Genomic DNA, 14,444 nt, shown 5'->3' with positions numbered 1-14,444 from the left:
GCTATCTGCCCTCCTCTTTCCTGCTCTTGTTCTCATCCATCAATTCCTGAAGTCCCTGAACTCTTGTTATATACTGGGCTTCTGAGAAATTACGCGGGTCTGCCTGATCTCCGTCAAATGCCACTACCGGAATGCCGCAGAGCTCGCCCACCTGGCGGGTCATCTCGTAGTTGCTGCCGCTCCATGCCTTGCAGGAACGGTTTGTATGTACCAGCAAGCCGTCTGTATGGGTTCTCTTACAAAGATCCGCACGAAGGTCTCTGGAGTGTTCCAGACATACTCCGTTAGGCGTTGTACAGTAAGCTTTAATCAATCCGTCAAAATCATCATAGATAAATGCAAATGCAGGGGCATAAATGGTGGAAACCATATTGATTCCCCTCTCTCTCAGCGCGGAAGACGTGGCTCTCAGATATGGCCAGCAGGCGATGCCTTCAAACATAATTCTATATTTTTCTTCCACACGGTATGTACTCTTTCCTTCTTCAATATTCTTCTTATATTCAGAAATCAGAAGTTCAAATGCCTCATAAGCTTCCTTCTTTCCTCTCGCAACGGTTGCAACCGCCATATGGTTCATCAGATCGAATCCGTTAAATGGAGACGGCTGATGTTCTGCACAGTAGCAGGCCTCCAACCATGCCTGACTAGAACGTTTACTGTTGTACATGGCTTCTTTGAATTTTTCATCATCCCATTTCTTACCAAGGAATTCTTCCAGTTCTGAGATCAGATCCCACCACTGTCCTTTTACATAATCCATCGTTGCTTCCGACACTTCATAGTCCTGATTATAAGGAATATCCAGGAAAAACAGCGGAATATTGCATTCCCTTGCAAGATTCTCATACCATTTAAACATGCAGTCGCAGATGTTGTTGCAGCAGAGAACATAGTCCGGCATAGGCATCTCTTCTTCCGGAGCCGACTTCTCTTTCAGATATCCGAAATTGATTCTGGCATATGCGCAGAGGTCATTGGAATAGCCCTGTCCTTCCGCACTGCTGCACAGCCTTTCTCCGCCGCCTTTTGCACCGATTACCGCCCCGTGATTCTCCGGATAGCAGACATAAAGGCCTAAAGTTTCGATAATTTCTACCGGAAAGTTGCTGGCGCACCAACCGATCTTCTCTCCTCTTTCTTTTGCATCCCATACATCCTGTTTTTGTTTTGCCACGATCTGATTCAGCTTATATTTGGCTGAATTGGGGTCGATCGGACGGCGTGGTTTTTTGACTTCCTCTCCCATGAAATGTTCCTCCTGATCTTGTTTACTTGTCGACAAGTTTTATACCTATAGAATACCATATTGTTAATTTTTTTTCAACATTGGGATTAAGAATCCGGAAGCTTTTCTTCTATATTTTTTCTATAATTTTTTATATGGTGAAGTTTCTTTGTATGGCTTTCCGGTAAAATATATTGTATACTTTTATGTATATATTTACTTGCTCTTTTGTGCATTTAATATTTAACTGTAACTGTTCAGAGAACGGGAATATTGATATAAAAATCAGTGTCAAGCTTGCTTGTAAGAGGATTTTTATATCAATATTCACATCGGAGGAACCTTCCAGCTTTTGTATGGCCGCAGGCCATGCAAGAAGATGCCCCCTCTGAATAGTTACATTCAACTTGGGAAACGAGGTAATAATTGATGGAATACATGCCAAAGGAAGGTCCGCCTATACCTGTTGAAGAAATATTTCAAAATATAAAATACAGAATCCTGAATCTGGATTTAAAACCGGGGCAGAAAATCAGCGAACACCTGCTCTGTTCCGAATATTCCTGTACCCGTTCCACCATACGGGCCGTCATCAGCCGTTTGGTCCAACTGAATCTGGCCGCCGTTTACCCACAGAGGGGAACTTTTGTCAGCTATTTGGATACGGATTATATCGGGGATCTGATGCTTCTTAGAACCTGCGTGGAAAAAGAGGCAATATTCGGTCTGTTTGAATATCTGGATAAAAAGGCGCTGGCACAGGTCATCAAACAGATGGAAGCTAATATGGTGAAGCAGAGAACTTTTATCGGTTACGATAAATATGAATCTGATTTTTCCTGCCTGGATGATGAATTTCATGATCTGATTTTGAAAGGGCTGAGAAAACAGACCATCCTGAAGGTGATCGAAGAGCCTATGCTTCAGGTAAAACGATGGAAGAATTTTGAGATTCCCTTTGCTCATAAGATGCCGTCACTTGTCCAGCAGCATCAGGAAATTCTGGATGCAATCGGACAGCATGACCTGCTGGGGGCTCAGAAAGCGCTTACGGTTCATTTGGAGCGGGTGCTGGATATGAGTTTTATGGCGAAGGAGACTTATCCGCAGTATTTTTTGCGGTGAAAGAAGACTTTTCAAAGATTAAAAAACAAGGTTAATTAAAAACTGGCACTAAAAAGGGAACGGAGCAATATCCCGTTCCCCTTTCTGTTATCTATCTCTTAAACCCGCGGTTATAATTATCCCTGAATTCCTTCAAACAAATCTCCAGAATCTCAATCTGATCCCCGGTCTTAACCATATGTTCTTTCAAAAGCCCCAGCAGCTCTTCCGTAATCTGATCATACCCTTCATCAAACGCCAGATTCACCTTTTCCTGCCTGTCCTCTTTCACATGATACAGCTCTAAGAACGTCTCATCCTTAAATAAATCCACAATCAGCTTATATCCATCCTTCACCACGCATCTCTGAAAATTCGATCTGGCTCCGTTTCCGTCGAACTGGATATAGGCTTCCTGTCTTGGAAGCTTAGTTTCTCTTCCCTCGATCAGCGGCAGAAGCGACTGCCCGTCCACCTCATGAGCCGGTTTCAGATTCAGGTATTCACAGAGGGTTGGAAATACATCGATTCCGCTTACCAGCTCATCGAATACCTTCCGGCTGGCCTTAAATCCCTTAGGGAATTTTATGTATAAAGGCGTTTTCGCCGATTCCTCATACATGCACATCTTCTGGAACAGCTTGTGGGAACCCAGCATTTCTCCATGATCCGAAGTGAAAATTATGATCGAATCATCGTAGATTCCCTGACTCTTCAGTTCATCCTGAATCTTCCCCACGCAGTCGTCCAAAAGGCTTACCAGCCCCATATAAACCTTCCAAGGCTGTTCCCATTCTTCTCTGCTGTATCTGCTGCCCACCACTCCGGTCAGATTATACATCTGAAGCGGAGACTGCCTGCTGTACCATTCCCCCACATTCTCAGGAAGGTTCACCTCTTCAAATCTGGAATACCATGGCTGAGGGATATCAAAAGGCGGATGGGGCGCCAGATACATCATGTTCAGAAGCAATGGCTTTTCCCGATTCCTGTTTTTTAACGCCTTTAAGCCCTGTTCCGTATAATAACCGTCATAGAAATTCTCATATCCGTCCTCATAACAGCCCGTTTCAGGCGTGGAATAGCTGACGGCTCTTGTAAATTTCCCCTCCGTCATCTCCGGAACCAGAGTACGGAAGTTTGGCCCGCCGGGCTTTCTCTTTCCTTCCGTTTTCAGATGGTTGAAATAGATGTCGTCCGTGGCCGCAAAATACGTCTTGCTGTCTTCCCGGTCTTCCAGCTTTGTGCCCTCTGTATAGAGATGCTGTTTCCCCGAATGAATGCTGTCCCAGTCCTCTTCCATCATCGTATACAGATTGCTGATCCCTTCCTTAACCGAACCGTATCCACGGTCCACCTCCGCCCATGGATTGATCAGGCTTCCATTGTGGTTCGGGTAGGTGCCTGTAAAAAATGCTCCCCTTGCCGGCACGCAGAGCGGACACGCGCAATAACAATTGGTAAACTCAACTCCCTCATCCGCCAGCTTCCTGATATTGGGCGTAATTCCCATTTCCATCACATCGTATCTCAGCTGGTCCGCCATAATAATCACTACATTTGGTTTCTTCTCCATTTTCCTATCCTTTCACTGCGCCTAACATAACTCCCTTTGTAAAATATTTCTGTACAAAGGGGTAAACGCATAAAATCGGCACGGTAGCCACTACAATTGTAGCATACTTTATGCTCTCACCGATAGCCTGAATATCGCCGCCCGTGCCTCCGCCTGACATCATGCTCTCCGTAGAATTGGCAATTAAAATCTCCCGTAAAATAATCTGCAGCGGGTAAAGGCTTCTGGTCCTGATAAACAGCATCGCGTCAAACCAGGCGTTCCAGTGGCTCACCCCGTACATCAGAACCATTACCGCAAGAATTGCCTTTGACAGAGGCAAAATAATCCTGAACAGAATGACGATATCATTGGCCCCGTCGATCCTGGCCGACTCCTCCAAACTGTCCGGTATGGATTCAAAATTGCTCTTCATAATGATCAGATTATAGGTGGAGATCAGCCCTGGCAGAATCAGCGCCCACACATTATTTCCCAACCCCAGCGTATCATTTACAAATAAATATCTGGGTATCATACCACCGCTGAAATACATTGTGAATACGGAAAACAACACAAATACCTTGCTCAGCGGAAATCTTTTTCTGGTCAGCACAAAGGCCGAAACCGCCGTAGTCAGCACATTTAAAAAGGTCCCGACCACAACCACAAACAATGTCACCATATAGCCGGATAAAATGTTCGGATTTTTCAGTACCGCTTTATAGGCAGCCAGATTAAAGCCCAGCGGCTTTACCAAAAGTCCGGTGTAGGCCAGCAGCTGATTGGAATCACTGAAGGAGGCCAGCACCACGTAGATAACCGGATACAGAGTGACAACCATTAAAAGTGTGAGCCCTGCCACATTTAACACATCAAAAACGCGTTCTCCTAAAGAACTTTTATATCTCATGCTCCCACTCCTTTACCAAAGACTTGTTTCCGTGATTTTCCTGCTGATTTTATTGGCGGATATCACCAAAATAAAATTGATCACAGAAGAAAACAAACCGATTGCCGTCGTATATCCATAATCAAAGCTGCCGCCCAAACCGTATCGGTAGATGTAACTGGACAAAACGTCAGCCACTTCATAAGTCTGGGGATTATATAATAAGATGATCTTTTCAAATCCAACGCTCATCACCTTCCCCACCTGCAATATCAAAAGCATGATAATCGTAGGCGCGATGGACGGCAAGGTGATATTGACCAGACAGCGGAAACGGTTGGCCCCGTCGATTTTGGCCGCTTCGTAAAGCTGTTCATCCACCCCGGTTAACGCCGCCAGATAGATGATGGTTCCCCATCCGATCTCCTGCCAGATGCCGCTGGTAATGTAAATGGTTCTGAAATATTCCTTCATTCCCAGCAGGTTGGTAGGGCTTATCAGGCCGATCTTCACCAGCATGTTGGTGATAAACCCGTCTCTCGCTAAAAACTGGGTCAGCATACCGCATACAACCACCAATGAGATGAAATGCGGCAGATAAGTTACGGTCTGCACCGTCCGTTTAAATTTTTCATTGCGGATTTCATTTAACAGCAGCGCTAAGATAAGCGGAGCCGGAAATCCCCATGCGATATTCTGGATGCTTAAAAAAAGCGTATTTCTCAGCAGCCGCCAAAAATACTGGCTCTGGAAGAAACGGACGAAATTCTCCAGTCCGATAAACGGGCTGTGCCAAATTCCATCCACAATGCTGTAATCCTGAAATGCCATCAAAAGGCCGCTCATCGGGCCATAATGGAAGATCAGGTAATATAATAAAAAGGGCACTGAAAGAAAATAGAGGTATTTGTTTCTGTTCCATTCCCTCTGTATCTTTATCTTGATTTTTTTACCCATAACGTTCCTCATTTCTGTGGGGCAGACTGTCCGCCGCATGGCAGAATATCATATGGCAGACTTCCCCGATTTTCGTTACAGGCAGGTTGAAATCTCCAACCTGCCTGCCGGTTTAACGTGCCTGATAGCGTTCCAGACTCGCTGTTTTTATCTCAATCGCTCTTTCGATTCCAAGATTTTTGATCTCTGCCACGAAATCGTCGAAATGATCCAATGAATCCGCTCCGGTGATAAATGCCACCACTTTTTCATCCCTGTAAGTTGAAATCTGAGACATGATATTGCCCAGCTCCTTGCTTTCGTCTGCTGTAGCGGTTACAGGCGGCATGGAGTATTTAGCCGATGCCTCGGAAAACTTGTTAAAGGTAACATTGGCCTCTTTCTGGGATTCTTCCGCATAATACTGGTCGATGTACTCAGGAAGATTGGCCTGTCCTGCGCCCGGATAGTTGGGCTGGATGTATTTTGCCATGGCGTCTGAGATAGCCAGGCCGTCCGGGTTATGTGTGATCAAATCGCTGTATACCGGTTTTCCGTCCACCATATTATAGGTCATGCCCTCGATGCCGAAGTTTTTAAGAAGTCTTCCTTCCTCCGTATACAGATAATCAAATGTTTTAATAATGCTTTCAATGTCTTTTGCATTGGTTGTGATAGCCGCTGTAATCAGCACTTTGCCCTTATATTCCGGTGAAAACATCCCCTCATCCCCTTTGTGAAGAACAGGGTTTGGACATCCCACAAGAGCGTAATTTTCCTGGGTTGCCGCGTTAAGCCATGTGCCCATGCCGCTTCCCACGAAGCCGAATGCAACGCCCGACTTGTCGTTGAGCATGTTGGAGCTGATGATTTTCTTATCGATGGATGCGAAATCAGGATCGATCAGACCTTCCTGATACCAGCGGTTCATCGTAGTAAGGTATTCTTTATATTCCGGCTGAATCGGACCATACTGCACCTGTCCGCTTTCATCCAGATAAAATTCATTGGTTATGCCATATGCGGCATTGAACAGATTATATTTAAAGAAGTCTTTCAACTGAACGGTAAACGGCGCCGTCGCTCCTTTTTCTTCCTTAAACAGTCTCAGGGCATTTTCCCATTCATCGATGGTCTCAGGCACTTCCAGCCCCAAATCGTCCAGCCAGTCCTGCCTTGCAATCAGTCCGCAGGCGCAGGTTCTCACCTTTTCCATATTGATGCCGTGGAAACCGTAGAGCGTCCCCTCATCTGTGATGGACTGCTTCTTGATCTCAGGATCAGATTCCAAAAATGCCTTATAATTAGGCATCAGATCCAGGTAATCGTTCAAATCAATGATCACTCCGTCTTTTACAGCCTTTTCAGGCCCTCCCGGATATTCAGTCAGCCAGTTGATCGATACCACGTCCGGAAGATCCTTTCTGGACGCGATCAACAGCTTAAACTGCTCCGTCGTCTGCCCTGCCGGCGGATGCATGAATTCAATCTGGGTTCCTGTGATTTCCTGAAGCTTCTTAAAGTATTCGATATCCCCGTAATTCTGAACAACCGTTGCCGCACTGGGGTTCATTTCCACCCAATACGTAAACTTGCCCCCCGTTTTATCCCCGCTTTTTTGAGTCTCCTCTTTCTGAACATCCCCCGATGCAGACGGCGACGGACTCTCCGCCTTCTTTCCACATCCTGCCGTACTGAGCGCCATCATGGCTCCCAAACACAAACATGCCAGTCTTTTTCTTCTCACGAATCAATACCTCCCGTTCTCATTATTTTAATTCTTCATTGCTGCTGCACCCTGAATATATCATTACAGAAAGATTTTACCAGAATCACTATTCTATTTTGTTGCCGGATTTTTACTTTTTCCTCTTTCAATTTTTTACTTTCTTCTCATTTTTTTACTTTTATTCCCCCATGAATGCATAAGAAACCGTGGTTTAAGTAAAAAAATGCAGCCAGCCAGGAATGGATAAACAATGCATCCTCCTAAGCTGACTGCTGCCATTTTACTAAATATCACTCTGCTTTTTTAAATCAGAAACCACCTGCTGCACCCGCTCGGCTGCTGATTCCATTGGTACATTTAAAGAAATGCTCTTATCTCTTGACACGATTTCCACCTGCCCCTGCTTCATATTTCTCGGGCTGACCACAGCTCTTACGGGAACGCCTAACAAATCGGCATCAGAGAACATAACGCCTGCGCTTACAGAACGGTCGTCGTAGATGACTTCCAATCCCCTACTCTGCAGCTCTTCGTACAGTTTATCCGCATATGATCTGATATCCGGGTTGTCTGTGCGCACCGCGCAGAGATGAACCTGCCATGGAGCGATCGACATCGGCCATATGGGGCCGAAATCATCGTGATGCGTCTCGCATACGGCTGCCGCCAGACGTCCCACGCCAATTCCGTAACATCCCATAATCGGATTCTGCACGCTTCCGTCTTTGTCCGTATAAGTCATATCCATGGATTTTGTATACTTTGTCCCCAACTGGAAGATATTTCCCACTTCAATTCCCCGTGAAATACTAATGGCCGGCTTGCCGCAGTGGGGGCAGATTCCGCCCTCCTGAATCTTGGCAAAGTCGTGATATTCCGCTTCCGCCAGATCGCGCTCCATATCCAGGCCCGTATAATGGTATTCCGGAATATTTGCGCCGCAGGAAAGATTATTAGTTCCCTCAAGCGAACGGTCATAGAGCACAATAAAATCTCCATCTAAATGGTAAGGTCCGATATATCCTGCATTCAGGCCGCATTCCTCCGTGATAACCGCCGGATAAATTTCGCATCCCAGATAATTTGTCAGTTTTGTCTCATTAACTTCCAGATCCCCCCGGATGAATAAAACGATATATTTGTCATCCGAATTTCTTTGATAAACAACGGCTTTGCAGGACGTTTTTTCATCGGTCCCCAGAAATCTGCAGACATCTTCAATCGTATGGATGTCAGGCGTATGAACAAGGGTCAGTTCCTGAGACACCTCATCCTTCTGATTCCGAACCACCGATTCCGCCGCTTCCATGTTGGCCCGGTAGCCGCATTCACCGCATATGGCGATGGAATCCTCTCCGATTGGGGTCAGGAGCATGAATTCATGGGAAATATTACCGCCCATCATGCCGGAATCGGAGGCTACGGAGATCACCTCCGGCAGTCCCGCCCTCTTATAAATCCTCTCATATGCTTTAAAACACCGTGCATAGTATTCTTCCAAATCCTCCTGGCTTGTGTGGAACGAATACGCATCCTTCATCGTGAATTCACGGACGCGGATCAGTCCGGCCCGCGGGCGGGCTTCGTCGCGGAATTTCGTCTGAATCTGATAAATCATAAACGGATATTTCATGTAACTTTGTCCATATTCCCGCACAAGCTGAACCGCTGCTTCCTCATGGGTCATGCCCAGCACAAGCGGGCTGTCGTTTCTGTCCGAAAAACGCACCAGTTCCCGCCCGATACTCTCATATCTTCCCGATTCCTGCCATAAAGCTGCCGGCATCACCACCGGAAACTGAACCTCCTGCCCGTCGATCGCGTCCATTTCCTCCCTGATAATCTGTTCAATTTTCCGTGTAATCCTCTTTAACGGCATATAGGAGGAGAAAATACCGTTTGCCACATACTTCATATAGCCGCCGCGGATCATAATCGCATGGCTGTCCACCACACAGTCTCCGGGACGTTCCCTAAAACGGTCGCCTACAAGTTTACTCAGTTTCATAATAATACCTCCATATCAATTGTAATTATTTATTGTCTTTCGATTGATGAATCGCTTTATATTGGCCTGGAGTGATACCCTCAAACTTTTTAAAAGTTCTGGACAGCGCAGCCGCATTTAAAAATCCGGTTTCAGAAGAGATAAAAGCTATGGTATCATCCGTAGACGTCAAAAGCTCCTTCACCCGCTCCACCCGGTAATGATTAATATAATTTAGAAGGTTTTCCCCAGTTTCCTCTTTGAAAAAACGGGAAAGGTAGGAAGGATTCAAATGAAATGCTTCGGCTATCATGGCTACATTCAGATTTACATCTTTATAATGATCCGCTACATACTGTCGGATCTGATTTTTGCGGTTTTCTGTGGTATCCACGATTTCCTGGCTTTGGGAACACAGATAATCTACCATGTTTAGAATCTCGTCCTTCATGGTATGGGCGGTATATACTTTTTTGAGCACCGCTTTGGAATCAACCTGCCTCGGATCATTACGCTCCTTGGCGATTTCATTGACAGTTTTTATCAGGTTCAGCAAAAGCAGCTTCCCGGCCTCAGGAGATATCGGGTTCTGGTGGAAGGCTTCGTCATAGATGGCTTCGATCTCTGACTTTGACTTATTGTAATCGCCTAAACGGATGTAATTTTTTAGCCGTTTTTCCATTTCAATGCTGTATTCAAAATGGTGGCCGCCATTTTTTACGGTTTCATAGCAGATCACCTGATTTTCGCCTAATACCTGCTTTTCTTCGATGGCCTCCATGGCCTCTTTATATCCCCGGGAGAATTCTCCTATTCCGCATACGGGTTCGGAAACACCTACCGTATAGGGAAGTTCCAGACGTTCTTCCAGGAACTTGCGGGCATATTTCAGGCCGTTCAGCAGGTATTCTTCCTCTACAGGGCCCTCTTTGCACCAGTTAAGAGCTACGATTTCCCAGTCATAGACAGCCAGCACCCAGCATTCCACATCCTGTTCAAATACGTCGCGGAGCACATTGCCGATGATGAACAGATCCAGTTTCACTTCCTTGGCTTCCCGCTCTTTTGGCGTGCAGTTTTCGAATACGGCAATTACGCTCTGGCCGCGGCATAAGTTTTCCTGATGTTTAAATAAATGCTCATAATTGCTGTCTTCGTCGTCAATCAGACCATAGATGGCTTTTCTGATACAGTTGTCGAGCACTGCCCTCTCCTGCCCATGCATCTTTTCCTCCAACGCATTCAGGGCATTGTTGATGTAATCGAATTCAGAGTAATCGGATTCACATTCTTTGTCATTATTTTTCATCAGGCGTTCGATGATGGACTGTATGTGTCTGTAGTTTACAGCCACTCCGTACAGACCTATAAACAGCAAAAGGGCGATCAGAATGCCGCCTCCGGTGTACACAATTCTTATATAGCGGATCTGTGTATTTAAAGTCTCCGTATTGGTCAAAAGAAGATAGTTCAGACCATTTTTATCGCTGGAAGCGCTGTAGACATGATAGGATATTCCGCCGATCTTTGCAGCTTGTCCGTCTTTGGCGCCCTGCACTGCCGTATCTATGCTTTCTTTGGTCCAGGGAATTTCTTTGCCGATTTCATTGGATGCGATCAGGGTCATATCGCTGTCAAAAAGACAGACTGCATTTGCATTGACCAGATTATAATCATTCATCAGCTCATCGAATCCGTTGGTATCTATCTTCACGATCACATTGCAGTTCTCGGTCTGCTCGTTAAATGGGATCGTGACGATGTAAAAGATGGAACTGCCGGCAGTTACCAGCCGTCCCTGAGGAAAGATCCGGGTCAAGGAGCCCTTCCATTCCTCATATTCGACGGTCTGGTTGCTGTTGTAATCATGATAAATCCCCGGTTCATCCCTGATGCTTATGGTATTTAAAAAGAAACCGCCCTTTCGGTAATACAGCAAAATATCTTCGATCAGATGGTTATATTTCTTAATGTTTTTAAGTCTCATTAACGCCATTGCGATGGAATAGTTCTCTGAACCGCTCCGCTTTCCTTCTGAGATGGTCAGCGGCTTTAGCAGCTGGTTATCAAGCTCCACTTCCACCACCAGATTTTCAATATCCCTCACCAGATAATCAACTTCCCGGTTCAGCTTTCCGAGAACCGATTCATTTTCATTATCATAGCTCTGCTTTAACTCTTTTATAGAAGTATTATATTTATATCCCAGAAATGCAGTGACAAAAATTCCTGCAAGAAGATATGGAACCAACAGTGAATATAACATTTTCTTTTTAACAAATATGTGCTTCATTCCCCCGATTTTATCCTTTCCCCAAAAACCCCTTCTCTAAAACAACACCTGCGGCAGCCCCAGATAATTTAGCAGCCCCACATAGATACCATAGGCAAACTGGTACTGGTCATCCCTCAGTTTCATTGCGTCTTCATAGTTGGTGATATAGGCCAGCTCCACCAGTACGGACGGCATATTCGTATTGCGCAGAACATACAGGGATGGATTGGCTCTCACTCCATTATACATAGTTCCCACCCGTCTGACAATTTCCGCCAGTATATCCTGCCCCAGATAATAAGACTGGGAGCCTATTTCATACACGTAAACCTCCGAACCGTTGATGGCCGGGTTCTCATTGGCATTCACATGAATGCTGATAAAATAATCAGCCGGCCAGCTGTTAGCCGCCGTCACCCTGGTATTTAAGCTGGAGATATTGTCATATCCCAGAATCTGTTCCGGATAAGTTCTGGATGTCCTCACCTGGAAACGCCCGTCTGCCATCAGGATGTTGGCCAGGTAGTACCCTACCATATAAGTAATGTCCTGTTCCCTCAGTCCATTGCCCTCTGCTCCTGCGTTCACCCGTTCCGGGTTGTGCCCCTGATCGATAAAGATTCGAATCAAATTATCACACCATTCCATAGATTCTCTTTTTAGTATATGGCGGACATTCCCGGTTTTGTGCCTGTTTTTCTGCTTATAATGCAGTTTCCTATTCTTCCATAGTAACGATTCAAAAAAAGGCAGAAACCCTGCATCGGTATCTGCCTTTTTCAAAAACACGGTATTATTCTATTATAACTTTTTTTCATGCCCATTGCGAGAGCATTTACATCTTTTTCTGATTCTCAATAGAAAAACTTGTTTTAACCGTTTTTCCGCCCCATGTTACGAGGATCTGTCCGCCGTCTGCCGTCACTTCCGGTATCTTTTCCGCCTTTTCTGCCGCATTACCGGACCGGTCACCGAATACACCGGTAATAATGATGTGTTCGCCCGGTTCCAGGCGCTGCCTGATCACAGGCAGGATCGTCAGGTTGTAGAACAGATTGGTATTAGGCGCGCAGTCGATCATTTCCCCCCGGCCTCCGCTTAAACCCACAACGCCGCTGATTCCCCATGGAAGAACTGCAAAGATTCCATGTTCCGTCTGGTGAATCTGATCCTGGGTGTATTTTCCCGATTCCTTTCCCTGTACCACCTGGAAATTTCGATCCGCTTCGATGGAAAATCCTCCGTCCATGATGTCGATCTCATGAGACGTCTGAATTTTGTGGACTCTGACATGCCAGGGCCCGCACGGAATGATTACGCTCACTGCTTTAACGCCCTTCATCAGGCTGTATTCCGCCTTCACCGCTTCCTCATTCACTTCAAATGCGTCCACGCCGTATCTCATACGGTAATAATCATCATCTGCCAAAGCAGCAGCTAAGGTACAGTCAAAAGCGCCTTCCTTTACCCCCGGTTCTCTCGCCACGCTGAACCCAAACTGGTTGGAATAAACGAATTTCTCATATTTTTCAGGACAATGGCCGTGATTTCTGCTGTGCTGCCCCGCAGTATAGGAAAGCACGTGCTCATTGTCTTCATGGCAGACCAGCATATGCGGATGGGAAAGGAGTTTCTGAGGTTCAAACTCATACTCCTTCTCTTTCGAAGTCCAAAACGGATGAGAATCCGGAAGAGCCAGCATGATAAATACCTTAAATCCCCAGTAAGGCGATCCCGGGCCGTTGTACCGTTCGCTCATAAAGAGGTTGGGGTAACCGTAGCCGATGGTTAAAACTCCTGAATTATCGAAGATGGGCCTCTTCAGCCATGTTTCCAGATTTTTTAATACCAGACGCTTCATCACTCCATAGTCGATTCCTTCAGCCTGGGCATACGCCAATGCGCCAAAGAATGCGGAATGTGCAAACCGGTAAGTCAGGCTGCGGCCATAAGGTATCTCGTTGCCGTCATTGGAAAACCAGTAAACAAAATCCTTTGAGAATTCCTCCGACCTTTTTTTCAGCACACTGCAGTACTCAGGCTCCGTTTTCTCCATCATTTTAGCATAGATCAGCCCGTAATAATGCATTGCAAACGGGATATAATAATCCACCTGCCCCGCATTGCCGTCGTAATACCACCCGTCTCCGGTATAGCAGTTTTCAATCACTTCCCGGTCTTTTTTCATGCATTCCTCAGACCATGGAAGCCCCAGCAGACGGAACATCATGTTCACCAAAATCCTGAAATATCTCCAGTTATTCGGGTGCACTTCCTTTTTATTGATCTGATCCAGGAATTGATAGAGGTTTTCTTTCTGGTCTTCTGTCAATGGCTCCCACAATTTATCGGGGGACAGGCAGACTGCTGTGACTAATGCGGCCATTTCCACCATCTTCTGATCGTAATCCTTAACTTCCCCCCAGTATTCCTCATTCTGAGGATCGGTTCCGTGAATGATTCCTTCCAGATACCAGACCCGCCATTCCTCGGCTTCCTTCTGTAAGTCCTGATCCAAGCCTTCCATTCCGGCCCACAGCGGCCCCAGTCCCCATAAGATTCTTGCAAACCCTTCCATTCTCGAAGACTTTTCCCCGTAATGGACTCCGGTATTTCCGACATGCAGCCATGCGTGGCCCGGACTGTAGAACGGTTTCAGCGGACGTATCATCTCAAGCAAAGCCGCCGCCACATCATTTCTGTTATCAAATGTCTGCTGTTTCATGCCAATTACCTCT

General features: G+C 45.9%; 10 protein-coding genes. 1 reads left to right on the top strand and 9 read right to left on the bottom strand.

Annotated elements, in window-relative coordinates:
• Nucleotide 1: 1 nt before the first annotated feature.
• A complete protein-coding gene (locus tag C0033_RS10145; protein ID WP_103227754.1) occupies nt 2-1,249 on the bottom strand; it encodes a 2-hydroxyacyl-CoA dehydratase in 1,248 nt (415 codons plus the stop codon).
• A gap of 417 nt (nt 1,250-1,666) precedes the next feature.
• Between C0033_RS10145 and C0033_RS10140 the strand changes: the two genes are divergently transcribed.
• Nucleotides 1,667-2,353 (top strand): GntR family transcriptional regulator, encoded by a 687-nt coding sequence (locus tag C0033_RS10140; protein WP_180994669.1) that lies wholly within the window; start codon nt 1,667-1,669, stop codon nt 2,351-2,353.
• A 91-nt stretch (nt 2,354-2,444) separates the two neighbouring features.
• Here C0033_RS10140 and C0033_RS10135 read toward each other — a convergent pair whose 3' ends face one another.
• The 8 genes from C0033_RS10135 to C0033_RS10100 all read right to left on the bottom strand — a co-directional run bounded on the left by C0033_RS10135 (nt 2,445) and on the right by C0033_RS10100 (nt 14,431).
• On the bottom strand, nt 2,445-3,908 hold the full coding sequence (locus C0033_RS10135; RefSeq protein ID WP_103227752.1) for a sulfatase-like hydrolase/transferase: 1,464 nt from the start codon (nt 3,906-3,908) through the stop codon (nt 2,445-2,447).
• A gap of 4 nt (nt 3,909-3,912) precedes the next feature.
• Nucleotides 3,913-4,800, bottom strand: coding sequence for a carbohydrate ABC transporter permease (locus tag C0033_RS10130; protein ID WP_103227751.1), 888 nt, complete (start codon nt 4,798-4,800; stop codon nt 3,913-3,915).
• A 12-nt stretch (nt 4,801-4,812) separates the two neighbouring features.
• Complete coding sequence (locus tag C0033_RS10125) at nt 4,813-5,736, bottom strand: ABC transporter permease subunit (protein ID WP_207656869.1); 924 nt, start codon at nt 5,734-5,736, stop codon at nt 4,813-4,815.
• 112 nt (nt 5,737-5,848) lie between these two features.
• Nucleotides 5,849-7,462 (bottom strand): extracellular solute-binding protein, encoded by a 1,614-nt coding sequence (locus C0033_RS10120; RefSeq protein ID WP_103227749.1) that lies wholly within the window; start codon nt 7,460-7,462, stop codon nt 5,849-5,851.
• Nucleotides 7,463-7,727: 265 nt separating this feature from the next.
• On the bottom strand, nt 7,728-9,452 hold the full coding sequence (locus tag C0033_RS10115; protein ID WP_103227748.1) for a proline--tRNA ligase: 1,725 nt from the start codon (nt 9,450-9,452) through the stop codon (nt 7,728-7,730).
• 25 nt (nt 9,453-9,477) lie between these two features.
• Nucleotides 9,478-11,697, bottom strand: a complete 2,220-nt coding sequence (locus C0033_RS10110; protein ID WP_180994668.1) for an AraC family transcriptional regulator — start codon at nt 11,695-11,697, stop codon at nt 9,478-9,480.
• Between the two features lie 63 nt (nt 11,698-11,760).
• Entirely contained in the window at nt 11,761-12,354 is a 594-nt protein-coding gene (locus C0033_RS10105) for an N-acetylmuramoyl-L-alanine amidase (RefSeq protein ID WP_103227746.1), read from the bottom strand.
• A gap of 187 nt (nt 12,355-12,541) precedes the next feature.
• On the bottom strand, nt 12,542-14,431 hold the full coding sequence (locus C0033_RS10100) for a DUF2264 domain-containing protein (RefSeq protein ID WP_103227745.1): 1,890 nt from the start codon (nt 14,429-14,431) through the stop codon (nt 12,542-12,544).
• Between the last annotated feature and the right edge of the window lie 13 nt (nt 14,432-14,444).

The organism is Clostridium sp. chh4-2 (assembly GCF_002899675.1).
Lineage (GTDB): Bacteria > Bacillota > Clostridia > Lachnospirales > Lachnospiraceae > CHH4-2.
The sequence above is the reverse complement of the archived record's forward strand: the minus strand, read 5'-3'. Positions and strand labels throughout refer to the sequence as shown.

Excerpts from the sequence above, each read along its gene's own strand:
- C0033_RS10145 (WP_103227754.1), bottom strand. The coding sequence starts at position 1,249 with ATGGGAGAGGAAGTCAAAAAACCACGCCGTCCGATCGACCCCAATTCA.
- C0033_RS10140 (WP_180994669.1), top strand. The coding sequence starts at position 1,667 with ATGCCAAAGGAAGGTCCGCCTATACCTGTTGAAGAAATATTTCAAAAT.
- C0033_RS10135 (WP_103227752.1), bottom strand. The coding sequence starts at position 3,908 with ATGGAGAAGAAACCAAATGTAGTGATTATTATGGCGGACCAGCTGAGA.
- C0033_RS10130 (WP_103227751.1), bottom strand. The coding sequence starts at position 4,800 with ATGAGATATAAAAGTTCTTTAGGAGAACGCGTTTTTGATGTGTTAAAT.
- C0033_RS10125 (WP_207656869.1), bottom strand. The coding sequence starts at position 5,736 with ATGGGTAAAAAAATCAAGATAAAGATACAGAGGGAATGGAACAGAAAC.
- C0033_RS10115 (WP_103227748.1), bottom strand. The coding sequence starts at position 9,452 with ATGAAACTGAGTAAACTTGTAGGCGACCGTTTTAGGGAACGTCCCGGA.
- C0033_RS10110 (WP_180994668.1), bottom strand. The coding sequence starts at position 11,697 with ATGTTATATTCACTGTTGGTTCCATATCTTCTTGCAGGAATTTTTGTC.
- C0033_RS10105 (WP_103227746.1), bottom strand. The coding sequence starts at position 12,354 with ATGGAATGGTGTGATAATTTGATTCGAATCTTTATCGATCAGGGGCAC.
- C0033_RS10100 (WP_103227745.1), bottom strand. The coding sequence starts at position 14,431 with ATGAAACAGCAGACATTTGATAACAGAAATGATGTGGCGGCGGCTTTG.